General features: G+C 67.7%; 20 protein-coding genes. 7 read left to right on the forward strand and 13 right to left on the reverse strand.

Annotation, left to right across the window (positions count from 1 at the left end; genetic code table 11):
- The first annotated feature begins 49 nt into the window (after positions 1–49).
- The gene (locus tag C5B91_RS06365; RefSeq protein WP_049968496.1) at positions 50–2053 is read left to right on the forward strand and encodes an AMP-binding protein; all 2004 of its coding nucleotides are present in this window, start codon (positions 50–52) and stop codon (positions 2051–2053) included.
- 21 nt (positions 2054–2074) lie between these two features.
- On the opposite strand, the gene C5B91_RS06370 is transcribed toward C5B91_RS06365, so the two are convergent.
- From C5B91_RS06370 to C5B91_RS06405, 8 genes are all read right to left on the reverse strand, one after another.
- Positions 2075–3382, reverse strand: coding sequence for a dicarboxylate/amino acid:cation symporter (locus tag C5B91_RS06370; protein WP_115819246.1), 1308 nt, complete (start codon positions 3380–3382; stop codon positions 2075–2077).
- A gap of 143 nt (positions 3383–3525) precedes the next feature.
- Entirely contained in the window at positions 3526–4233 is a 708-nt protein-coding gene (locus C5B91_RS06375) for an AMP-binding protein (protein WP_008093524.1), read from the reverse strand.
- A gap of 109 nt (positions 4234–4342) precedes the next feature.
- On the reverse strand, positions 4343–4663 hold the full coding sequence (locus C5B91_RS06380; protein ID WP_008093527.1) for a cupin domain-containing protein: 321 nt from the start codon (positions 4661–4663) through the stop codon (positions 4343–4345).
- A 52-nt stretch (positions 4664–4715) separates the two neighbouring features.
- Positions 4716–5870, reverse strand: a complete 1155-nt coding sequence (gene dnaJ, locus C5B91_RS06385) for a molecular chaperone DnaJ (protein ID WP_115819247.1) — start codon at positions 5868–5870, stop codon at positions 4716–4718.
- Positions 5871–6015: 145 nt separating this feature from the next.
- The gene (gene dnaK, locus C5B91_RS06390) at positions 6016–7887 is read right to left on the reverse strand and encodes a molecular chaperone DnaK (RefSeq protein ID WP_008093531.1); all 1872 of its coding nucleotides are present in this window, start codon (positions 7885–7887) and stop codon (positions 6016–6018) included.
- A gap of 190 nt (positions 7888–8077) precedes the next feature.
- Complete coding sequence (locus C5B91_RS06395; protein ID WP_199519512.1) at positions 8078–8848, reverse strand: alpha/beta hydrolase; 771 nt, start codon at positions 8846–8848, stop codon at positions 8078–8080.
- 132 nt (positions 8849–8980) lie between these two features.
- Positions 8981–9676: a nucleotide exchange factor GrpE gene (grpE, locus tag C5B91_RS06400; protein WP_049968498.1), complete on the reverse strand. Its 696-nt coding sequence runs from the start codon at positions 9674–9676 to the stop codon at positions 8981–8983.
- A gap of 115 nt (positions 9677–9791) precedes the next feature.
- On the reverse strand, positions 9792–10538 hold the full coding sequence (locus tag C5B91_RS06405) for a proteasome assembly chaperone family protein (protein WP_049968499.1): 747 nt from the start codon (positions 10536–10538) through the stop codon (positions 9792–9794).
- Positions 10539–10703: 165 nt separating this feature from the next.
- Between C5B91_RS06405 and C5B91_RS06410 the strand changes: the two genes are divergently transcribed.
- Together C5B91_RS06410 and C5B91_RS06415 are read left to right on the forward strand one after the other, a co-directional pair.
- A complete protein-coding gene (locus C5B91_RS06410) occupies positions 10704–11645 on the forward strand; it encodes an RsmB/NOP family class I SAM-dependent RNA methyltransferase (protein WP_004976813.1) in 942 nt (313 codons plus the stop codon).
- Positions 11642–12178, forward strand: a complete 537-nt coding sequence (locus C5B91_RS06415; protein WP_115819249.1) for a hypothetical protein — start codon at positions 11642–11644, stop codon at positions 12176–12178. Before C5B91_RS06410 ends, C5B91_RS06415 begins: the two co-directional genes overlap by 4 nt.
- A gap of 33 nt (positions 12179–12211) precedes the next feature.
- Here the strand turns inward: C5B91_RS06415 and C5B91_RS06420 are convergent, their stop codons facing one another.
- A complete protein-coding gene (locus tag C5B91_RS06420; RefSeq protein WP_119712785.1) occupies positions 12212–13714 on the reverse strand; it encodes a DUF790 family protein in 1503 nt (500 codons plus the stop codon).
- Positions 13715–13836: 122 nt separating this feature from the next.
- On the opposite strand from C5B91_RS06420, the gene C5B91_RS06425 reads away from it, so the two are divergent.
- The gene (locus tag C5B91_RS06425) at positions 13837–14229 is read left to right on the forward strand and encodes a hypothetical protein (RefSeq protein ID WP_049968502.1); all 393 of its coding nucleotides are present in this window, start codon (positions 13837–13839) and stop codon (positions 14227–14229) included.
- 55 nt (positions 14230–14284) lie between these two features.
- On the opposite strand, the gene C5B91_RS06430 is transcribed toward C5B91_RS06425, so the two are convergent.
- Positions 14285–15625 (reverse strand): DEAD/DEAH box helicase family protein, encoded by a 1341-nt coding sequence (locus C5B91_RS06430; protein WP_115819251.1) that lies wholly within the window; start codon positions 15623–15625, stop codon positions 14285–14287.
- A gap of 135 nt (positions 15626–15760) precedes the next feature.
- On the opposite strand from C5B91_RS06430, the gene C5B91_RS22335 reads away from it, so the two are divergent.
- Entirely contained in the window at positions 15761–15910 is a 150-nt protein-coding gene (locus tag C5B91_RS22335) for a hypothetical protein (protein WP_008093548.1), read from the forward strand.
- Positions 15911–15941: 31 nt separating this feature from the next.
- Here C5B91_RS22335 and C5B91_RS06435 read toward each other — a convergent pair whose 3' ends face one another.
- Genes C5B91_RS06435 through C5B91_RS06445 form a run of 3 tightly spaced genes read right to left on the reverse strand, consistent with a single transcriptional unit; the run spans position 15942 to position 18648 of the window.
- Positions 15942–16748, reverse strand: a complete 807-nt coding sequence (locus tag C5B91_RS06435) for an ABC transporter ATP-binding protein (protein ID WP_115819252.1) — start codon at positions 16746–16748, stop codon at positions 15942–15944.
- A complete protein-coding gene (locus C5B91_RS06440; protein ID WP_008093552.1) occupies positions 16736–17605 on the reverse strand; it encodes an ABC transporter permease in 870 nt (289 codons plus the stop codon). The genes C5B91_RS06435 and C5B91_RS06440 overlap by 13 nt, the downstream gene beginning before the upstream one ends.
- Positions 17602–18648 carry an ABC transporter substrate-binding protein gene (locus C5B91_RS06445; RefSeq protein ID WP_049968505.1) on the reverse strand — a complete coding sequence of 349 codons (1047 nt, stop codon included), beginning with the start codon at positions 18646–18648 and terminating at the stop codon, positions 17602–17604. Before C5B91_RS06445 ends, C5B91_RS06440 begins: the two co-directional genes overlap by 4 nt.
- A gap of 256 nt (positions 18649–18904) precedes the next feature.
- Between C5B91_RS06445 and C5B91_RS06450 the strand changes: the two genes are divergently transcribed.
- Both C5B91_RS06450 and C5B91_RS06455 read left to right on the forward strand, forming a co-directional pair.
- Entirely contained in the window at positions 18905–20026 is a 1122-nt protein-coding gene (locus C5B91_RS06450; protein ID WP_115819253.1) for a pyridoxal phosphate-dependent aminotransferase, read from the forward strand.
- Positions 20027–20156: 130 nt separating this feature from the next.
- Entirely contained in the window at positions 20157–21725 is a 1569-nt protein-coding gene (locus tag C5B91_RS06455) for a Na+/H+ antiporter NhaC family protein (protein ID WP_049968506.1), read from the forward strand.
- The last annotated feature ends 3 nt before the right edge of the window (positions 21726–21728 follow it).

Consider the following 21728-nt stretch of genomic DNA (forward strand, 5'->3'; position numbering starts at 1 on the left):
AACGAAAGAACACTAAAGATTCATAGTCGCGGTCGCGGTACCTCGATTCATGGACGTACCCGACACCGACACCGTGGTGCACGAACCGGACCCGGCGTTCGTCGAGGACGCCAACGTCACCCGATTCATGCGGGAACACGACATCGAGGACTACGACGAACTCATCGAGCGGACGACGACCGAGGTTCCGGGCGTCGGTGCCTCGGGCGTCGAGTGGTTCTGGGACGAGCTCGTCGACTACCTCGACATCGACTTCTACGAGGCATACGACGCGGTTCGCGACGACTCGGAGGGGCCGCAGTTCTCCCGCTGGTATCCCGGCGGCGAAATCAACGTCGCCCACAACACCCTCGACCGCCACGCCGCGGTCGACTCCGGGAACCGGAACCGCGTCGCCTGCATCTGGGAGGGCGAAGACGGCGAGGTCGTCCAGCGGACCTACCACGACCTCTACCGCGAGGCCAACCGCGTCGCCAACGTCCTCGAATCGTACGGCGTCGAAACCGGCGACACCGTCGGCCTCTACATGCCGATGGTCCCCGAAGTCATCTCCATCCTCTACGGCTGTTTCAAGGTCGGCGCGATAGCCGTCCCCATCTTCTCCGGGTTCGGCGTCGACGCCACCGCGACCCGCCTCGAAGACCCCGAGTGCTCGGTGCTTTTCACCGCCGACGGCTTCTACCGTCGCGGCTCGGAGGTCCGACTGAAGACGACCGCCGACGAGGCGATGGACGAAGCGGGCTGTGTCGAGAACGTCGTCGTCTACCGGCGGTTCGGTGACGAAAGCGGGGATAGCGACGACGTGCCGTGGACCGAGGGCCGTGACGAGTGGTGGGAAGACACCGTCGGCGAGGCCGAACCGGAGTACGAGACGAAGCGCCTGCCGTCGGACGCCGAGTCGATGCTCCTGTACTCCTCGGGGACGACCGGCAAGCCGAAAGGCATCGTCCACACCCACGCGGGCGTCCAGATGCAGACCGCGAAGGAGATTCACTTCGGCTTCGACCAGAAGCCCGAAGACCGCTTTTTCTGGGTCTCCGACATCGGCTGGATGATGGGACCGTGGACGCTCATCGGGAACCACACGTTCGCCGGCACCATCTTCATGTACGAGGGCGCGCCCGACTACCCGAACCCGGACCGCTTCTGGGACATGATAGAGCGCCACCGAATCACCACCTTCGGCATCTCGCCGACGGCCATCCGCGCCCTGCGGAAGTACGGCGACGAGGAGGTCGAGAGACACGACCTGTCGAGCCTCCGCCTGCTCGGGTCGACCGGCGAGCCGTGGGACCCCGAGTCGTGGATGTGGTTCTACGAGCGCGTCGGCGGCGGCGAGGCACCCATCATCAACATCTCCGGCGGCACCGAAATCTGCGGCTGTTTCCTCATGCCGATGCCGACCCAACCGCTCAAGCCCTGCTCGCTCGGCGGCCCCGGCCTCGGGATGGACATCGACATCGTGGATTCCTCGGGCGAGTCCATCGCCGACACCCACGAACGGGGCTTCCTCGTCGCCCGCGACTCCTGCCCGTCGATGACAAAGAGCCTCTGGGAGGGCGACGAGCGCTACCTCGACACCTACTGGTCGTCGTGGGACGGCCTCTGGGACCACGGCGACTGGGCGCAGAAAGACGAAGACGGCTTCTGGTTCCTCCACGGCCGCGCCGACGACGCCCTCAACGTGGCCGGCCGCAAGGTCGGCCCCGCCGAGGTCGAAGGCGCACTCATCGAACACGACGCGGTGAATCAGGCCGCCGCCGTCGGCGTCCCCGACGACACCACCGGGACCGCCGTCGTCGCCTACGTCGTCCTCGAAGACGGCGTCGAGGAGAGCGACGACCTCCGCGAGGCGCTTCGCGGCGTCGTCGGCGACGAGTTGGGCAAGCCGTTCCGCCCGCGCGAAATCCTGTTCGTCGACGAGTTCCCGAAGACGCAGTCGGGGAAGATTATCCGCCGCGCCATCGCCTCGATTTACGCGGGCGAGGACCTCGGCGACATGAGCAGTATCGAGAACCCCGAGGCGCTCGAAAAGATAGAGCAGGCGTCCTGAGACGGGTTTCTTCGCCTTCGTTCAGTCGGACAGCGCCGCGCCGACGCCGTCGTTCCACGCGTCGGCGGTGAAGTCGGCCGCGTCGTTCCACGTGGCGACGACGGTCGTCACCGCGAGGTCGCCAGTCACGTTCACCATCGTCCGGATGCGGTCGAGGATAGGGTCGACGCCGGCGACGAGACCGACGATTTCGAGCGGCAGGCCGAGTTGGGTCAAGACGAGCGTGAGCATGATGAGACCCGACCCGGGCACGCCGGCGGTCCCGATGCTCGCCAGCACGGCGACCGCGACGACCGCGAACTGGTCGGCCAGAGAGAGGTTCACGCCGACGATGTTCGCCGCGAAGATGGCCGCGACGCCCTGATACATCGCCGTGCCGTCCATGTTGATGGTCGCACCGAGCGGGAGGGTGAAGCCGTAGATGCGTTCTTCGATGCCGAGGTTGTCGTCCGCGTCGGACATCGTCACCGGGAGCGTTCCGGACGACGACCGGATGCTCAGCGCGGTCACCATCGCGTCGCGCGCACCGGAGAGGAACGCGACCGGCGACCGCCCCGCGACCCCGACGACGAACGCGCCGAGGTAGACGACCCCGATGTGGACGACGGCCGCGAGGAGCATCGTTCCGATGAGGAGCGCGAAGGGCAGAATAGCGTTGACGCCGGCGGTGCCAAAGACGTTCGCCATGAGCGCGAAGACGCCGAGGACGCCGAACTCCATCGCCCCCCAGACGACCTTGTACATCGCTTCTGCGCCCGCGTCGGCGAGGTCGAAGAACGTCTCGATTCCCCGTTTGACCTCCTCGTCGTCCGTCTCTTCCCACGCCAGCGTGAGGCCGAGACCGAACACGACGACGAAGAAGATGGTCGGGAGCACGCTGCCCTCGGCCATCGCGCCGACGGGGTTCGTCGGAACGATGTTGAGGATGACCTCGATGGCGTCCGGGGCCTCCGCACTCTGGGCTTCAGCACCGGTGAGCAGCTCTTCGAGCCCGCGGGAGCCGGGGGAGACAAGGTTGCTCACGCCGAGTCCGATGGCGACCGCAAACGCGGACGTGAGCGCGTACAGCCCGACTACCTGCGCACCGACGCGACCGAGCGACGACGGCGAGAGCTGTCGAACGCCCATCAGGAGCGTGAACACCACGATAGGGACGATGAGCATCTTCAGCAGTCGGACGAACAGGTCGCCGACCGGTTTCAGGGCCGTCGCCGGCTCGCCGACGACGAGGCCGACGAGCGACCCGAGGACGAACGCGACCCCGATTCGGTAGACGATGCCAACCGAACGATACCGGTTCCAGAGTGACACGATGCCAGACTGTGACATGTAACGTGTTTGCACTAACTATACAGCCAGAATATAAATATAGCGGTGAAAATTCTGAATATAACACTGAGGTAGAATTCAAGCTCAAATATGAGACAATAGTTGGAGTATTCGATGAGTACTTTCCATCCCAGACGCCGTCGTCAGCACGCGTCGTCGGGGGCGAGCGCGACCGACTCGGGAACCCCGTCGCCGACTGCGAGCGCCGCTTCGACGGCCTCGTCGCCCGCGGGGATTCGAATCGTCCCACCGGCGAGAAGCGGGGCGAGCACGCCGGCGACGACGGTTCCCGGGTGGCTGAGTGACGACCGGACCGCGACCGTGTCGTCCACGCCGAGGTCGAAGTCGGCGACGACCTCGCGGGCCGCGTCGAGCAGGTCGCCGTGTGTGAACTCGCGGTCGTCGGCGACGAGCGCCGGGTCGTCGGGCGCGACGACTTCCGGGTGAACTGCCGGGTTCTCGCTCCAGACCTCCTGTTCCCAGTGCGTCGTCGCGGGCGAACTCGGCGGACCACCGAACACGGCGAGTTTCTGTCCCGGCGGCAGGTCGGCGAACTCCGTCTCGCGGTCGACGGCGACGACGGTCGCTCGCGCCTCGACCGCCGGGTCGAACGCGGTCACCGCGCCGAGTTGGGCCGCCCCGAGGAACGTCAACAGCGGTTCGGGGAGCGAGACCGGGTCGACCGCGACGCGAGCGCCCTTGCGGACGCCGAGGTAGCGGAGGACGTTCCCGGCCTTGTACGAGGTCGTGATGAGGTCGTGGTACGTGTAGGTCCGGCCGGGGCCGTCGACCCGGAGGGCGAGTCGGTCGCTCCGCCGGTCGCGGGCCATGAGGTCGCCGATAACGTCCATGGCCGGTCGTAGGGAGTCGGCGCGAAAAAAGGCCCCGAGGCGCTCTCGCGGTCCGAGAACGCGGCGGGTGTCTGGGCGAGCGACGCCGAGACGGCGCCAGCGCGACGGGTCAGGGCGCGCCCGCGATGACGAACGTGCTCTCTTCGGGACCGTTTCGGAGTTCGCGGGTGTCCTCGGGCGAGACGCGCACGGCATCACCGGGTTCGAGGTCGACTTTCTTGTCTTCGACGACGAGCGTCGCCTCGCCGGAGACGAGGTAGTACACTTCCTCGTGGCCCTGTTCGGCGTGGTCGTGCGGCTTGCCGGACCAGTCGGGGTCGGTCTCTAACACGCTGAAGCCGAGTTCGACGCAGTCGAGTTCGTCTCGCAAGAAATGGAGGCCGCCGCCGACCGCGTCTACGTCCTCGTAGTTCGCTTTCGTGTATGACATCGCCTGAACTGACGGCCGCCGGACAAGAGAGCGTGGTGGTGCCGGAAATCCGTTACAGCGAGTTCTTCAGCTTCTGGAAGAGGCCCTCTTTGACCTCCTCGCCGCCGGCCTCGGCGAACTCTTTGAGCGCCTCGCGCTGTTCCTTGTTGAGGTCCTCGGGCGTGACGACGTGGACCTCGACGTGCAGGTCGCCGTTACCCCGGCGGTCGAGGTGCGGCATCCCCGCGCCGGAGACGGTGAACGTCGACCCGCTTTGGGTGCCCGCGGGCACTTTCAGTTCCTCCTCGCCGTCGAGCGTCGGCACCTCGACGGTCGCGCCGAAGACGGCCTGCGGGAAGGAGATGGGGTGGGTGTAGCGGAGGTCGTCGCCGTCGCGCTCGAACTCCTCGTGATCGCGGACGTTGACCTCGACGAACAGGTCGCCGTTGGGGCCGCCGTTCTCGCCGGGTTCGCCCTCGCCGCGGTAGCGGAGGCGCTGGCCGTCGCGGAAGCCGGCGGGGATGGTGATGGTCACGTCGCGAGTGCGGCGGACGCGCCCGCTGCCGCGACACTCCGAGCAGTCCTCGCTGTAGGTCTCGCCCTCGCCGCCGCAGGCGCGGCAGGTCGTCGTCTGCTGGACGCGGCCGAAGGGCGTCTGCTGGACCGTCGTCTGCTGGCCCGAGCCGTTACACTCCGAACACGTGTTCACGTCGGCGTCCTCGGGGTGGCCCTCGCCGTCGCACTCGGGACAGACCTCGCGGCGGCGAATCGTCACGTCGCGCTCGACGCCGTGGTAGGCGTCTTCGAGGTCGATGGAGATGCGCTGGGCCACGTCGCGGCCTTGCTGGGGCCGGTTTCGCTGTTGGCCGCCCGCGCCGCCGTTGAAGAGGTTGTTGAAGATGTCCTCGAAGCCGCCACCGCCGCCGCCCATCCCGCCGAACGGGTTGCCGCCGCCGCCGAAGGGATTGCCTCCCCCGCGGCCGCCGCCACCGCCGCGTTTCTGGGACTGCTGGAAGCGCTCGTGGCCGACTTGGTCGTACATCTGCCGCTTCTCGTCGTCCGTGAGCACCTCCTTTGCCTTCTGGACCTTCTTGAACTTCTCCTCGGCGTCGTCCTCGTCGGAAACGTCGGGGTGGTACTTCGCGGCCTTCTTGCGGTACGCGTTCTTGATCTCGTCTTTCGAGGCGTCCCGCGAGACCCCGAGTACGTCGTAGAAGTCCTCGCTCATCAGTTGCTCTCTTGTAGCCGGTGAAGGTATTTGAAAAGTCCGTCTCTCGTATCGCGGCGAGTGCGAGCGCCGTCAAACCCGGGGTTTCGACCGGATTCGACCGCCGGCATCGGGTCTCTCGGCGACCCGAGAGTCGGTCAGTCGATTACTTGTCCTCGTCTTCCTCGTCGAAGTCCGCGTCGGCGTCGACGAAGTCCTCGGGGTCCGCACCGCCGGGACCGCCGGCCGCGCCCGCACCAGCGCCAGCGCCGCCGGCACCGCCGGCCTGCGCCTGCTGTTGGTACATGCGCTTGCCGATTTCCTGCAGTTCCTTCGAGAGGTCCTCGGTCACGTCTTCGAGTTCGTCCGTGGAGGCGTCGTCGTCTTCGAGGACCGCTTCGACGTCCTCGATGGCCGCCTCGATGTCGGCGCGGAGTTCGTCGTCGACGTTCTCTTCGTTCTCTTCGAGGAGGGTCTCGGCGCGCTGGACCGCGCCCTCGGCCTCGTTGCGGGCCTCGACGGCGCGGCGACGCTCTTTGTCCTCTTCGGCGTGCTGTTCGGCCTCCTGCTGCATGCGGTCGATCTCGTCGTCGGAGAGGCCCGCACCGCCCTCGATGGTGATGGACTCGGCGTTGCCGGAGCCCTTGTCCTCGGCGGAGACGTTGACGATGCCGTTCTCGTCGATGTTGAAGCCGACTTCGATCTGCGGGGTGCCCGCGGGGGCCGGCGGGATGCCGGAGAGCGTGAACTCCCCGAGGAGTTCGTTGTCCTCGGCCATCTCGCGTTCGCCCTGGAAGACGCGGACCTGCACCGTCGTCTGGTTGTCGGCCGCGGTGGTGAATATCTTCGACTCCTCGGTCGGAATCGTCGTGTTCTTCTCGATGAGGCGCTCGAAGAGGCCGCCTTTGACCTCGATACCGAGCGACAGCGGCGTCACGTCGAGGAGGACGATGTCGTCGACCTCGCCGCCGAGGACGCCGCCCTGAATAGCCGCGCCGAGCGCGACGGCCTCGTCGGGGTTGACGGACTTCTTCGGCTCGGAGCCGAGCAGTTCTTCGACCTTGGCGAGGACCTGCGGCATCCGGGTGGAGCCGCCGACGAGGATGACGTCGTCGATGTCTCCCTTGTCGTAGCCGGCGTCTTCGAGCGCCTGCTCGGTCGGCTCGACCGTCCGGTCGATGAGGTCCGACGTGAGCGACTCGAACTTCGCGCGGGTCAGGTCGTATTCGAGGTGGACCGGCCCGGAGTCGGTCGCCGTGATGAACGGGAGGTTGATGGTCGTCTCCTTGCGCGAGGAGAGCTCGATTTTGGCTTCCTCGGCCGCGTCCTTGAGGCGCTGGAGGGCCTGTCGGTCCTCGCGCAGGTCGATACCGTGGTCGTTCTTGAACTCGGTGGCGAGCCAGTCGATGATGGCCTCGTCCCAGTCGTCGCCGCCGAGGTCGTTGTCCCCGTTCGTGGCGACCACTTCGTAGACGCCGCCCCCGAGGTCGAGGACGGACACGTCGAAGGTGCCGCCGCCGAGGTCGTAGACGAGCACGGTCTGGTTCGACTCGTCGTCGAGGCCGTAGGCCATGGAGGCCGCGGTCGGCTCGTTGACGATGCGCTCGACCTCGAGACCCGCGATTTCGCCGGCGTCCTTCGTCGCCTGACGCTGCTTGTCGTTGAAGTACGCGGGGACGGTGATGACGGCCTTCTTCAGTTCGTCGCCGAGGTAGTCCTCGGCGTCGCGCTTGATTTTCTGGAGAATCATCGCCGAAATCTGCTCCGGCGTGTACTCCTCGCCCTCGATGTCGACGGTGTAGCCGTCCTCGCCCATGTGGCGCTTGATGGACCGAATCGTGCGCTCGGGGTTCTGGATGGCCTGGTTCTTCGCCGGCTTGCCGACCAACCGCTCACCGTCGTCGGTGAACGCGACGACGGAGGGGGTAGTTCGGTCGCCTTCTGCGTTCACGATAATCTCCGGGTCGCCGCCCTCCATCACCGCGAACGCGCTGTTCGTGGTGCCGAGGTCGATACCCAGAATCTTGTTGCTCGCCATCTTGCCCGCAAATACCGTCTTTTGCCGGTTAAAGGTTACTAGATACTGCGACACACGGCGCGCACCGAGGCCGACGCTGTCTTGCGATTTTGCGTTCTCGCGTCGAAACAGGTCGGTCGATTTATGTAGAACCGCCGACCGCGTCGCCAGCGTCGCGTCCGGCAGAGTCGCCGTCGGGGGCGGCGGCGTCTCAGTCCATCGACTGCGGTCGCTCCGTCCCGTCGGTCGAGTCGTCGGAGCCGGGCGCGCCCGCACCGCCGAGTCGGAGCGACGACGGGTCCACCCCGTCGAGGGCGTCGAGCACCACCGAGAGCGTCCGCTCCCTGCCCTCGCTGGCGAAGAACTCGTGGCCGCCGTCGTACGGAACGAGGTTCGACGCGGGGGTCCGGTCACTGATTGCGCGGACGTCGACGACCCGGTCCGACAGCGAGACGAAGACCACGTCGTCGGGACGGAACGGCGGCAGCGACTCCTGCGCGCCGTGAATCATGCGGAGGAAGGCGGGCGAGGCGTTGTCCGGGCCGTCGGCCAGTTCGGCGGCGAGTTTCAGTTCGCCGAGGTCCGTACGAGAGATGCCCGCGGGGACGAGCGGGCGCGTCGTCGGCAACCGCCTGACGACGGGGAGCAGCAGGCCATCGAGGCCGGCTGTCGCGGTCCCCCACCACGGGCTCAAAAAGACGTTCCGGACCGCGAGGTCGAGGTGGGCGGCGACGAGGCCGCCGGTGCTGTGGCTGAGGACGAGGTCGATGTCGCGGTCGACCGCGTACGCCCGCACCGGGCTCACGTACTGGCCCTCGAACTCCCAGCCGTTCGTCGGGAGTTCGACGGCGTGGACGTGGTAGCCCTCGTAAGTGAGGCGGTCGAGGAGCCACTCGACGCTCCGGTGACCCGGCTTGTTGCCCCATCCGAGGACGAAAAGCAGGTCGTCGTCGCCGGGGTCACCGTGTTGGGTGACGCGCACGGTCGGCCGCCGCCGACGGGAACGAAGTCGCATGCCGTAGTGATTGCGAGGTGAGAACAAAAGTCCTCCCCGGATCGGCGGCGCGTCAGGTCACCGTGGCCGGTCGCGGGGAGACAGCTGTGTCGCTCGCGACTACTCGCCCTTACTGACCGTGATCTGCGCGGCGCGGATGACCTTGTCGGCCATCTCGTAACCGGGCTGGAACACGTCGGCGACGGTGTCCGCCGGCTCGTTGCTGTCGACGCGCATCATCACCTCGTGGCGGTTGGGGTCCACGTCCGTCCCCGGTTCGGGGTCGATGATTTCGACGTTCTCGTCTTCGAGGATGCGGTCGAACTCCTTGAGCGTCGATTCGAGGCCGCCGCGGATGTCGGCGTCCTCGTCCTGGTCGAGCGCGCGGACGAGGTTGTCGCGGACGGTGACGACGCGCTCGACGAAGTCCTCGGTGGCGCGCTCTTTTATCTGGTCCTGTCGCTTCTTCGCGCGCTTCTTGTAGTTCTGGAAGTCCGCCTGCGTGCGCTTGAGGCGAGACTGGAGTTCCTCGGCCGTCGCTTCGGCGTCGTCGCGCTCGGCTTCGAGGTCGGCGACGCGGGCTTCGAGCGTCGCGACCTCGGCCGCGAGGTCGTCGTCGTACTCGGCGACGCGGTCGGAGACGGCCGGCCCGTCACCCGTCGCGTCGGGGTCCGCGGCCGCCGACTCGCCGCTCGACGCCTCGCCCTCGGCGTCCGTCGCCGCGTCTTCGGCCGCCTGCGCCGCTGCGTCGGGTGCCGCGTCGGGCTCGGATTCTGCGTTCGCGTCCGTGGCCGACTCGGCAGGGTCGTCGCTCATGGGCGGGAGAAGTGGCCGGCGCGGCTTAAACGTGTAGACTGCGGGCCGGCCGAAACGTTTCTCACCGTGGGGCGGCTGCGCGGGTCGATACCCGCCGTCATCGACCGACAGCGACTTACTGGTACATCCCGAGCGGCCGGGCCTGCGTGCTCTCTTCGTCGGACTGCTGCATCCGACGGGCCAACTGCTCTTTCGCCTGCCGTATCTCGGTGGCGCTGTCCACGAGGTCGTCCACGGGGACCTCGACGCCGACGAGCGGTTCGATGCCCCGTTTGATGATGACCCGGGCCGCCTCGGGGTCAGGGAACTGCGGGTCCGACTCGACGACCAACGCGAGCGCCGGGCGGCCGACCGAGACGGCGTTGCTCAGGAGCGCGCCCGTCGGTCCCGAGACGAGGCCGGTCTCCGTCGGACGGTCGATGCCGGCGTCTTCGAGCCGCGACGTCGCGCCGTCGGTGCCGACGCCGTAGAGCGCGGGCACGTCCTCGGACTTCTCGTGGGCGATGCCCGAGAGGAACACGGGGAGCACGCCGAGTTCTTCGAACCACGGGCCGAGACAGCTGGCGAGTCCGGTCGCCGCGTCGGGTCGGATGGGGATGTCGCTCTGGAGGACGAGCAGGTTCCGCTCCGCGTCGGCGTAGAGCCTGACCGGCGGGTGGAGTGTCGGGTCGTCCTTCATGTAGACCGCAACCTTCGGGACGCCCTCGCAGAACACGTCCGCGTAGTGGGTCATGTCGAACGCCTCCACCAAGTGGTCGGCCGCAATTTTGCCGACCAACCCGACGCCCGGCAGTCCTTCGACCAGCGTCGGCGACTCCAGTTCGTCGGTGAGTTCCTCCGCGAGGACGCGAATGCGTGCCATACGTGAACATGGTCGCCGGGGCGAGGTAAATCCGACGGGTGACTGCGTCGTCATCGGCCGACTGGCCCGCGTCCGTGAACCGTCCGGCGTCGCCTCCCGTCGGCCCCGGACCCGTCACCCGACGACTCCGAAACCGACAAGCGCGCCCCCGCGGAATCGAGTGTCATGAACCCGCTCCAGCGGTACGCGCCGCTCGTGGACGACGAGGAGGCCTTTTTCGCGGCCTGCGAGCGGCCGCTTCCCTCTGTCGTCCGCGTCAACACCATCAAGACGACGGTGGCGCGCGCCCGCGAGGCGCTCGACGACGAGGGCGTCGCCTACGAACCGACCGACTGGCACCCCGGCATCCTGAAGCTCGAAGACAGCAGCCCGGGGACGAACTGGCCGTACTTCCACGGCTGGCTCCACGGCCAAGAGGAGGTGTCGGCGCTCCCGGCTATCGCCCTCGACCCGCAACCGGGCGAGCGCGTCTGGGACACCTGCGCCGCGCCGGGGTCGAAGACGACCCAGATTGCCGCCATGATGGACGACGAGGGCGTCCTCGTCGGCAACGACAACAACCTCGGGCGGCTGTCGGCGCTCCGCCACAACGCCGAGCGCCTCGGCGTGACCAACCTCGTCGTGTCGAATCAGGACGCCCGCAACTTCTCGATGAAGCCCTTCGGCGAGCGGACCCCGGAGAAGTCCGGGTCGTTCGAGCAGTTCGACCGCGTCCTCGTCGACGCCCCGTGTTCCTGCGAGGGCACCTGCCGGAAGAACCCCGACGTGCTCGACGAGTGGACGATGAACCACGTCAAAAGCGTCGCCGGCATCCAGAAGGGCATTCTCCGGCGCGCCGTGCAGGTGACGAAAGCCGGCGGCACCGTCGTCTACTCCACGTGTACCTTCGCGCCCGAGGAGAACGAGGCCATCCTCGACTTCGTCCTCGAACGGGAGGACTGCGAGGTCGTCGAGTGGGACGTCCCCGACGGCTTCGAGACCGCGCCCGGCATCACCGAGTGGGAGGGCGACGAGTACGACCCGTCGGTGACCAAGGCCCGCCGCGTCTACCCGCACCACAACGACACGGGCGGCTTCTTCACTGCCAAACTGGAGGTGAACGCATGAGCGACGACACCGCCCCCGACGAGAACTGGGGCCAGCAGTTCGACCGCCTGCCGCCGACGGCCGACGACCGCGTCGTCGAGGGGCGGCCCTCCCGCGAGGAGGTCGTCGACTGGTGGGAAGAGCGGTTCGGCGTCGACCCGGCAGTCTTCGACGCCTACACGTTCTGGGAGAAGGGCGCGGGCAAGATTTGGGCGTTCCACGGAGAGGTCGTCGACCCCATCAAAGTCGAAGGGCTCGGAATGCGCATCCTGCGGACCCGTCAGCGCCACTGGAAGCCCTCGACCAACGCGGTCCAGCGGTTCTGCGGCGACGCGACGAAGAACGTCATCGAACTGAGCCCCGGCGAGGCGAAGGCGTTCGTCGACGGCCACGACCAACAGCTCGACCGGTGGGAGGGCGACTGGGGCTACCTCACCGCCGCCCACGAAATCGCCGGCGAGCTCGAACCCCTCGGCGTCGGGCTCTACCTCCACGGGGAACTCCGCTCGACGGTCCCGAAGGGTCGGCAAGAAGAGCTCGTCAAACCGAAATAGCCAGCAGCGACCGGGGCGCGGTGCGGCGCACCGCTACTTCTCTTTGACTGTCCCGCCGGTCAGCCCCGCCCACTCGACCCGGTAGCCGAGTCGCGAGAGGACCGCGCTCGCGTCGTCGAGGCCGCGGTCGTCGAGGACGGACTCGACCGTCGACAGCGACATCCCCGCCTCGACTTCCCCGGCGAGCGCGTCGAGGACGGCGGGCCGGACCAGGGTCCGCCCGACGAGTTCGTGTTCCGGGAAGGCCACGTCGTCGAGCGCGTCGACGGAGACGCCGCGGGCGGCCGCGAGGTCGGACAGGGTGACCACGTCGTCGTCCGGCGCGAGTTCGGCGGGGAGCGACGAGGCCGCGTCGGCGACGAGGTCGGACTCGTAGTCGCGCAGCACGTCCACCACGTCCTTCACGCGCACGGAGCCGGAGTAGGGGACGGCACGGTGGTCGCGGGCGGCGATGTCCTCGCCGACGCCGAGCGACTCGTCCACGGCGACGACGAGTTCCACGTCCTCCACGTCGGCGAGTTGGCCCAGCTTCTTTTCGACGTACTCGGGCGTCCAAAAGCCCATAATCTCGAAGAAGACGCGGGAGTCGGCGTGCGCGTAGTCGAACGCGAAGTCCGGAATCATCACGCTCGTCCCTGTGTCGAGGGGTTCCGGCTCCCGGACGAGCGACCAGTCGAAGTCGAGGCCGCGGAAGCGGGCGGCGAAGTCGGCCTCCACGCCGCTGTCGAAGCCGGGTTCGGCCATCGGCTCGACGCCGGGGACCGACACGTCGTCGCTCGTGAGCGTCAGTTCGCGTTCCGTCCCGCGGTCGTCGATGGTCGCTACGAGTCGCCAGTCGCCGGCGGTTGCGACCGACCGAAGCAGGCGAGCGAAGGCGGTTCCGTAGCGTCTGGTTCGCTGAAAGAGCGCGTCGGGGCCGGTGACGACGACCTCGCGCCCGGCGTCGGTCTTCCGGACCTCGTACATGAGACGGAGGCGCTTGACCGCCGAGACGACGGCCTTCGGGTCGGAGCTTCGGACCCGAACCTCGGTCGCGTCGAACAGGGCGGTCTGGGCCAGCGAAAGGTTGTACTGCGCGAGCAGTTCGTCGGGCGTCCACCGCGGGTCGAACTCGGAAAGCACCTGTTCGACCTCGCGGTCGGCGGTCAGCGACTCGTCGACCGCCTCGGGAGACGACCCGAACGAGGACGCCGCGCGGTCGAGCGCCGCGGCCCGCTCCTCGGGCGTCGTCACGCCGCCGGCCGCCATCGCGGCCTCGAACGCGGCGCGGCGGGCACGGACCGGTGGCAGGGGAGCCGCCGTCTCGAACACCGCCTCGCGGTCGAGCAGCGACGCGAAGCCGCGGGCGAGTTTGAAGTCGTCGGCCTCGGCTTCGAGGTCGGCGAGGGCGTCGTCGAGGTCGGCCCGCGCGTCGCCGACGTGTCGCCGGAAGACGCCGATGGCCTTCGCAGCCAGCGGGCGGTCTCCCCGGTCAGCGAACTGCGGGTGGTAGCCGCCGCCCGCCCGCGACACGCGAAGCAGGTCCTTCGTCAGCACGCTCGCCACGACGGGACCGCGGGACAAAAACGACTCGGGCGGCGGGGCGAGAAGTGAGCGACGATGCGGACGACGACAACGCGGACGACAAGGTTCATTGCGCCCGCGGCGGACGCCATCGTATGGAGCGACGACGCCTCCTCGGACTGGTCGCGGTCGGCCTGTCGTCCGGCTGTCTCGGGTCGCTTCCGGGCGCGACGGGCCCGCGAAACCCGCCCGATGCACCGGCAGGGGAGCCCCGAGACACCCCGGAGGTACCGCCGGTTCGCATCTCCGAGGTCGACTTCGAGGCGACCGACGACGGCCGCCTCCGCGTCTTCGGGACGGTCGTCAACGACAGCGGAGCGGAGCGAATCGCCACGGTCGAAGCCCGTGTCAGCGTCCGCGACGAGGAGTCGACTCGGTCGCAGGAGCTCGCCGTCCCGGCCGCCGGGAGCGCCGACTTCGCAATCGAGTTCGAGTTCGAGTTCGACGCCTTCCGCAACAACGGCGATTTGAACGTCTCGCTGGCCTGACTCCGAAGGCGACCGCTTTCCCGCCGGTGCCGACCCGCGCCGACCCGCGTCCGCGTCACCGACGCCGGGCCGCGACCCGTTCTTCCGCCGTCTCGACGCTCACGAGTTCGTAGAGCGTCGCGGTCGAACCGTCGGCCTTCGGTCGGAGGATGCGACCGAGGCGCTGGGTGAACTCGCGTTCCGACCCCGACCCCGAGAGGAGGATGCCGACGTTCGCGTCGGGCACGTCCACGCCCTCGTCGAGCACGTTGGCCGCGACGACGGTGTCGTAGGTGCCGTCGCGGAAGCGGGCGAGGATTTCGCGGCGCTCTTTCGTGCCGGTCTCGTTGGTTATCGGCGGGACGAGAAAGCGCCGCGAGATGCGGTAGACGAGGTCGGTCGAGGCGGTGAAGACGATGACGCGGTCCTCGCGGTGTCGCGCGAGCAACCGGGCCAGTTTGTCCACCTTCGCCTCGGAGTTCATCATCACGTCGCGGGCGTGCTGCTTGGCGAGGAGCGCCTCCCGCGCTCTCGGGTCGTTCCCGGAGCGCATCACGAGTTTCTGGTAGTCGCTGCCCGACTGCATCGACAGCCCCGAGGTGCGCAGGTAGTTCACGAACGTCTCCTGTGCCTCGTCGTACGTCTCGCGCTCGTCGGCGGTGAGTTCCACCTCGATTCGGCGGACCTCGTAGTCGGCGAGGTGGTCGCCCGCCAAGTCGTCCACGTCGAGGCGGTACACCCGCGGGCCGACGAGTTCCTCCACGCGCTCGTGTGCGCCGTCGGGGCGCTCGAACGTCGCCGTCAGGCCGAGGCGGGAAGGTGCGGCGAGAAAGCGCGGAATGTCCTGATAGCCCTCGCCCCCGAGGTGGTGGACCTCGTCGAAGACGACGAGGCCGAAGTCGCCGCCCACGTCGTCGGCGCGGAGGTACGCCGAGTCGTACGTCGAGACCGTGATGGCCTCTTGGGTCTGCTCGCCGCCGCCGAACCGACCGACTGGCACGTCGAACTCGGTTTCGAGTTCTCGTATCCACTGGTCCTGTAAATCGATGGTCGGAACGACGACGAGCGTCGGTACCGAGCGGGCGACCATCGCGGCGACCGCGAGCACCGTCTTACCCGCGCCGGTCGGCAGTTCCACGACGCCGCGACCGCCCGCGTCGAGCCACGCGTCGAGAGCGGCCCGCTGGTAGTCGCGGAGGTCGTAGGTCGTCGAAAGCGAGAGGGGGGCCTCGAGAGCGGCCGTGACCCGGTCGTCGTAGTCGACGCCGGCCGCGTCGAGCGCATCCCGAATCGCGGCGTACCGCATCGCTGGGGCACGATAGCCGCCGCTTCGGGGGTCGGACTCGACGCCGGGAATTGAGATATCGAGGTCGGTGCCGACGTGAACGGTTCCGTCCTCGAAGCGGAGGGTCGTCACTACCGGCGCGTTGGCGGGGCGCGGTGATAAATCGACGGTCCCGCGGTGCGGCCGTCGGACCGGAGTCCCGTGCGCTTCCGGTCCCGCCGTCCGCGGGCCGAAGGTTCAAATCCGATGGCGGGGCTACGGACGTGTATGAGCGACGACCTCGACGACGCGGTCGCACAGTTCCTCAGCGACTACAACAGCGCGATGAAGGAGTACGAGAAGGGCTACGTCGACGCCGACGCGACGCTGTCGGTCATCGACGCGCACATCGACGAGTTGCGCGAGGCGCGGAAGTAGAGACGCGAGAATCGGGCGCGTAGAAGCCGGATTACTCCCCGATGAGCCCGCGAATCCGCTCGACGTACGCCGCGAACTCGCTTTCGGTCCGCTCGCGCGGGCGGTCGATATCGACCGAGACGATTTCGCGGACGCGACCCGGGTTGGCGGCCATGACGACCACGCGGTCGGCGAGCGTGACGGCCTCCTCTACGTCGTGGGTGACGAACAGCACCGTCTTGTCCGTCTCCGCCCAGATGTCGAGCAGTTCGCCGTGGAGCATGTCGCGGGTCTGGGCGTCGACCGCGCCGAACGGCTCGTCCATGAGGAGCAGTTCGGGGTCGACCGCGAGCGCGCGGGCGATGCCCACGCGCTGTTTCATCCCGCCGGACAGCTCTTTGGGATAGGCGTCGGCGAAGCCGTCGAGTCCGACGAGTTCGAGCATCTCCGTCACGCGTTCCGAGCGCGCCGGCTCCTCGACGCCCTGTTCCTCGAGCCCGAAGGCGACGTTCTCGGCGACGGTCCGCCACGGAAACAGCCCGTACTCCTGAAACACCATGCCGCGGTCGGTGCCGGGGCCGGTGACGGGCGAGCCGTCGAGGGTGACCGCGCCCGACGTGGCGTCTTCGAGGCCGGCGATGATGCGGAACAGCGTCGTCTTGCCGCATCCCGAGGGACCGACGATACAGACGAACTCGCCGTCCTCGACCGCGAACTCAACGTCCGACAGCGCCTCGACCGTCCGGCGGTCGGAGGCGTAGGTCTTGCCGAGCGAGTCGACCCGGACCGTCGCGGTCTCGTCGGGGCCGGTCGCGGTCGTGTCGGCTCCCGCGTTCGCGTCTCCGCTCATGCTCTCCACTCCAGCGCCCGCCGTTCGACCCGGCGGAACAGGCCGTCGCTCACGAGGAAGACGATACTGATGACGAGCATGTAGGCGACCGACACGTCCATGGCGAGGTTCTGCGCCGTGTTGAGAATCTCGTAGCCGACGCCGACGCCGACGATGAGTTCGGCCGCGACGACGATCATCCAACACTGGCCGATGCTCGTCCGGATACCGGTCATGATGGAGGGGCTGGCCGCCGGGAGGACGACCTTCCGAATCATCGTCCAGTCGTCGTCGACGCCGAGGGTCGCGGCGACCTCCTTGAGGTCCTCCGAGACCCCCTCGACGCCGCCGTAGGCGCTGTAGAAGTTAATCCAGAAGGAGCCGATGGCGACGATGAACGTCGCGCCCTGGTGGTTGACGCCGAGCCAGATGACGGCGAAGCCGATCCACGCCAGGGGCGGAATCGGCCGGAGGAGACGCGTGACGGGCGTGAAGACGCTGTCGACGCGAGTGTTCCAACCCATGGCGACGCCCGCGAAGACGCCGAGCGAGGTCCCGATGAGCAGGCCCGGCACGTAGTGGTAGAGGCTCTGAATCAGTTTGACCACCAGTCGAGTCGCCGGGAGTTCCGCGCCCGTAAAGGGAATCGACAGCGACGCCGGCGCGGTGAGTTCGACGACGAACGCCGCTAGCACCTCGACGGGCGAGGGGAGGAGATACGTGGGCTGGAACAGCGCGGCGACGTACCAGACGGCGAGAAAGCCCGCGAAGCCGGCGACCGCGAGCCCCGTCTGTTCCGAGGAGAACCCCGCGAGCCGGTCGAGCAGTCGCTCGTCCGCGTCGGTCTCCGAGAGGGCGACGCCGCTGCCGACTTCGTCGTTGCTCATAGCGAGTCGTAGATACCGTAGTCGAACATCTCGTCGACGGTCAACTGGGCTTCCGTCTTCCCGAGCGTCTGGGCGTAGTCCGCGAAGATTTCAGCGCCGCCTTCGATATCGTGGGGGTCGGTGATGAAGTCCGACGCGGGGGAGTCGAGCGCCGCGCGAGCGGTCTCGACCGGGAGCGCGCTCTCTCCGATGACCGAACTCGCGTGCTGGGCGGCCGTGTCGGGGTTGTCGGCGACGAAGTTCGTCGCCTGCTGGTGGAGTTCGACGAACTCCGTGGCGAGGTCGCGGTTGTCCTGCCGGAGGCGGTCGTGCATGAGCGTGACCGCCGCGGGCTGGCCGGGCATGAAGTCGCCCGCCCACGCGATGGGCTGGAACGGCGCGTCGTTGGCCTCGATGACCGTCGGCACGGGCTCCATGATGCTCGTGCCGTCGATGTTGTTCGAGAGGAGCGCCTGCTGGACCGCGGCCGCGCCGCCGAGGCCCTTGATGTTCACGTCCTCCTCGGGGTCGAGCCCGAGCGTGTTCTGAATCCAGTAGCGGAGCAGGATGTCCGGAACCGACCCCGGCGGAAAGGTGCCGAAGGTGAACTTCCGGCCCTCTCGGGCTTCGAACTCGGCGAAGGCGTCCTTGCCGTGTTCCTCCCAGAGGGCGGCGAAGTCGTCGGTGGCGAGAATCTGCATCGCGTTCTTGATGTTCGCCGCGGTGATCTTCGCGGGGATGCCCTTGTCCATGACAATCATCGCCGGGACGATACCGAACATCATCACGTCGAAGTCGCCCGTCGCCGACGCCTGCACGATGCTCGGGCCGTCGGAGAATTTCTTGCCAGCCACCGGGACCGAAAGCTGGTCGAACAGCCCCTCTTCTTCCATCACGAAGTACTGCATGTCCGGGTAGATGGGCATGTAGGCGACGTTGAGTTCGTCCAGCCCGCTCCCGCCGGACCCGCCGAGACAGCCCGCGAGGCCGGCGGTCGCGGCGAGGCCGGAGCCCTGCAGGAATCGTCTACGGCTGAGTGAAGTCGAGCGTGGTGCCTCTGTCATTGCCATCGTTACGAATCAGCGCCTTATTCCGGGCGCGTACGCGGTAACGATAGACGCGGTAGATGACGCGCGAGAACCGATGGAAATCCGGTTCACGACCGTATCCGGGGTTGAAACAGTCGGTCCTCCAGAATTGCCTCCTCCAAGATAGCGGCAGTAAAATCCGTTACTGTCCGTCGGTCATGTCACGGGGTCGACGGGTCGACCGCGACCGTGCGTGGGAAGAACTATCCCGAACCGCGACGCGGGATAGGATATGACGCACTTCTCCGACCGAGTGGAGCGAATCTCCATCAGCGGCATTCGCAAGGTGTTCGAGGCGGCTGGCGAAGACGCTATCAACCTCGGGCTGGGCCAGCCAGACTTCCCGGCCCCGGACCACGCGCGACGGGCGGCCGTCGAGGCCATCGAGGCCGGCGAGGCGGACGGCTACACGGGGAACAAGGGACTCCCGAGCCTGCGCGAGGCTATCGCCGAGAAGCACCGCCGCGACCAAGGCGTCGAGCTCGACCCCGACGACGTCATCGCCACGGCCGGTGGAAGCGAGGCGCTCCACATCGCCATCGAGGCGCACGTGAACGAAGGCGACGAGGTCATCATCCCCGACCCGGGCTTCGTCTCCTACGACGCGCTCACCAAACTCGCCGGCGGCGAACCGGTGCCGGTCCCCCTCCGCGACGACCTGACGCTCGACCCCGAGGCGGTCGAAGAGGCCATCACCGACGACACCGCGGCGTTCGTCGTCAACAGCCCCGGCAACCCGACGGGCGCGGTGTCGCCGCCCGACGACATCGCCGAGTTCGCCCGCATCGCCGACGAGCACGACGTGCTCTGCATCTCCGACGAGGTGTACGAGTACACCGTCTTCGAGGGCGAACACCGCTCGCCCATCGAGTTCGCCGAGACCGACAACGTCGTCGTTGTCAACTCGGCCTCGAAGCTCTTTTCGATGACCGGCTGGCGGCTGGGTTGGGTGTACGGCTCTCCCCGCCGGGTCGAGCGCATGCTCCGCGTCCACCAGTACGTGCAGGCGTGCGCCTCCGCGCCGGCGCAGTTTGCGGCCGAAGCCGCGCTCAGCGGCCCGCAGGACCGAATCGAGGAGATGACCGAGACGTTCCGCGAGCGCCGCGACCTCGTCGTCGAGGGGCTGGAGGACATCGGCCTCACCGTCCCGTCGCCGGGCGGCGCGTTCTACGTCATGCCCGAGGTTCCCGAGGGCTTCGTCGACGAGTGCATCGACCGCGGCGTGATTATCGTCCCCGGCGAGGCGTTCGGCGAGCACGGCCACGGCTACGCCCGCCTGTCGTACGCGACCGACACCGAGTCGCTCCGCGAGGCCATCGAGATAATGGGCGAGGCGTACGACGCGGTCGTTTGAGAATCTCGCACGTCCGTAACCGCCCGATTCGTCGACCGAACTACGACAACTCACGGCATCCGATACGTCTTATTCTCGGCGTTCGAAGTGAAAACCCTTAAATTCGGGAGCCGGTGACGAAACGTTTGTCATGCCCGCAGAGACGCAGGGAGTCATCAGCCTGCTGCCGGCGCTCTTCGCAATCGTGCTGACGCTGCTCAGTCGGCAGGTGCTCCTCTCGCTTTTCACCGGCATCTGGATCGGTGCGACCATCCTGGTGGGATGGAACCCCATCGGCGGGGCGGCGTACTCCCTCCAGTTGGTCATCAACAACGTGACCGAGTCGTTCAACAGCAAACTCCTCCTGTTTACCTTCCTCTCGGGCGCGATGCTCGGGATGATATTCCTCTCGGGCGGGATGAACGCGCTCGCACAGCGCATCATCGCCCGCATCAAGACCCGGAAACAGGCCGCGTTGGGGACGAGCGTCCTCGGGATGCTCATCTTCGTCGACTCCTACGCGAGCACGATGATCACGGGCTCGGTGATGCGGCCCATCACCGACAAGTTCGACATCAGCCGCGAGAAGCTGGCGTACCTGCTCGATTCGACCACCTCGCCCGTGGTGAGCGTCGCCGTCGTCTCGACGTGGGTCGGCTTCGAGGTCGGACTCATCCGCGAGCAGTTCGCCTCGCTCGGCATCGACCAGAGCGCCTTCGTGGTGTTCCTCCAGAGCATTCCGTTCCGCTTCTACAGCCTGCTCGCGGTCGCGCTCGTGTTCATCCTCGTCGTGATGGACTGGGACTTCGGGCCGATGAAGCGCGCCGAACGCCGCGCGAAAGAAGAGGGGAAGGTCCTCGGCGACGACGCCGACCCCCTCATCGAGACGCGCGAGGAGGACATCGTCACGCCCGACCACGTCGATTCGCGCTGGTGGTACTTCGCCGCGCCCATCGTCACGCTCGTCGCCGTCACCGGCTTCGGTCTGCTGTACTCCGGCGGCTGGCCCGGGCTTGCACCCGTCGAGGCGCTGAAGGAGGCGGCCACCGCCGACGCCATCCTCTGGGGCGTCTTCTCGGCGTGCGCGCTACTGCTCGCTATCCTCGTCGGCCACGCCCGCGTCGAACTCGAAGCCGTCAGCGACGCCATCTTCGAGGGGTTCAAGATGGTCATGTTCCCCGTGGCCGTCCTCTCGCTGGCGTGGACCATCGGCGGCGTCAGCCAGGCGCTCGGCGTCGGTGCGTTCGTCGTCAGCATCGCCGAGGGCGTCATCACGCCAGAAATCCTGCCCGCGGTCGTCTTCCTCGCCGCGGCCATCATTTCGTTCTCGATAGGTACGTCGTGGGGAACGATGAGTATCATGTTCCCCGTCGCGGTGCCGCTTGCCTACCAGCTCGGCGCGCCGCTGCCGGGCGCAATCGGCGCTATCCTCACCGGCTCGCTGTTCGGTGACCACTGTTCGCCCATCAGCGACACGACGGTCCTCTCGTCGATGTTCGCCGGCGCGGACCACGTCGACCACGTGAACACGCAGATTCCGTACGCCGTCCTCTGCGGAGCCGTCGCGACGGGGCTGTTCCTCGCGAGCGGCTACGGCGTGGGCTCGCTGGCGCTTCTCGGCATCGGCGTCGTCGCGCTGTTCGCGCTCGCGTACTACCTCTCGCAACACGCCGACGTGAGCGTCCCGACCGCCTTCGGCTCCTCGTCGGAGTCGGACTGACGA

This window comes from Haloferax sp. Atlit-10N (assembly GCF_003586325.1).
In the GTDB taxonomy this organism is placed as follows: Archaea; Halobacteriota; Halobacteria; order Halobacteriales; family Haloferacaceae; genus Haloferax; species Haloferax prahovense.

Bases quoted from the DNA above. Each gene is read 5' to 3' on its own strand.
- C5B91_RS22335 (WP_008093548.1), top strand. From the start codon at position 15,761: ATGAGCGACGACCTCGACGACGCGGTCGCACAGTTCCTCAGCGACTAC.
- C5B91_RS06365 (WP_049968496.1), top strand. From the start codon at position 50: ATGGACGTACCCGACACCGACACCGTGGTGCACGAACCGGACCCGGCG.
- C5B91_RS06455 (WP_049968506.1), top strand. From the start codon at position 20,157: ATGCCCGCAGAGACGCAGGGAGTCATCAGCCTGCTGCCGGCGCTCTTC.
- grpE (WP_049968498.1), bottom strand. From the start codon at position 9,676: ATGAGCGACGACCCTGCCGAGTCGGCCACGGACGCGAACGCAGAATCC.
- C5B91_RS06375 (WP_008093524.1), bottom strand. From the start codon at position 4,233: ATGGACGTTATCGGCGACCTCATGGCCCGCGACCGGCGGAGCGACCGA.
- C5B91_RS06405 (WP_049968499.1), bottom strand. From the start codon at position 10,538: ATGGCACGCATTCGCGTCCTCGCGGAGGAACTCACCGACGAACTGGAG.
- C5B91_RS06445 (WP_049968505.1), bottom strand. From the start codon at position 18,648: ATGACAGAGGCACCACGCTCGACTTCACTCAGCCGTAGACGATTCCTG.
- C5B91_RS06415 (WP_115819249.1), top strand. From the start codon at position 11,642: ATGAGCGACGACACCGCCCCCGACGAGAACTGGGGCCAGCAGTTCGAC.
- C5B91_RS06370 (WP_115819246.1), bottom strand. From the start codon at position 3,382: ATGTCACAGTCTGGCATCGTGTCACTCTGGAACCGGTATCGTTCGGTT.
- C5B91_RS06450 (WP_115819253.1), top strand. From the start codon at position 18,905: ATGACGCACTTCTCCGACCGAGTGGAGCGAATCTCCATCAGCGGCATT.
- dnaJ (WP_115819247.1), bottom strand. From the start codon at position 5,870: ATGAGCGAGGACTTCTACGACGTACTCGGGGTCTCGCGGGACGCCTCG.
- C5B91_RS06440 (WP_008093552.1), bottom strand. From the start codon at position 17,605: ATGAGCAACGACGAAGTCGGCAGCGGCGTCGCCCTCTCGGAGACCGAC.
- C5B91_RS06380 (WP_008093527.1), bottom strand. From the start codon at position 4,663: ATGTCATACACGAAAGCGAACTACGAGGACGTAGACGCGGTCGGCGGC.
- C5B91_RS06425 (WP_049968502.1), top strand. From the start codon at position 13,837: ATGGAGCGACGACGCCTCCTCGGACTGGTCGCGGTCGGCCTGTCGTCC.
- C5B91_RS06410 (WP_004976813.1), top strand. From the start codon at position 10,704: ATGAACCCGCTCCAGCGGTACGCGCCGCTCGTGGACGACGAGGAGGCC.
- dnaK (WP_008093531.1), bottom strand. From the start codon at position 7,887: ATGGCGAGCAACAAGATTCTGGGTATCGACCTCGGCACCACGAACAGC.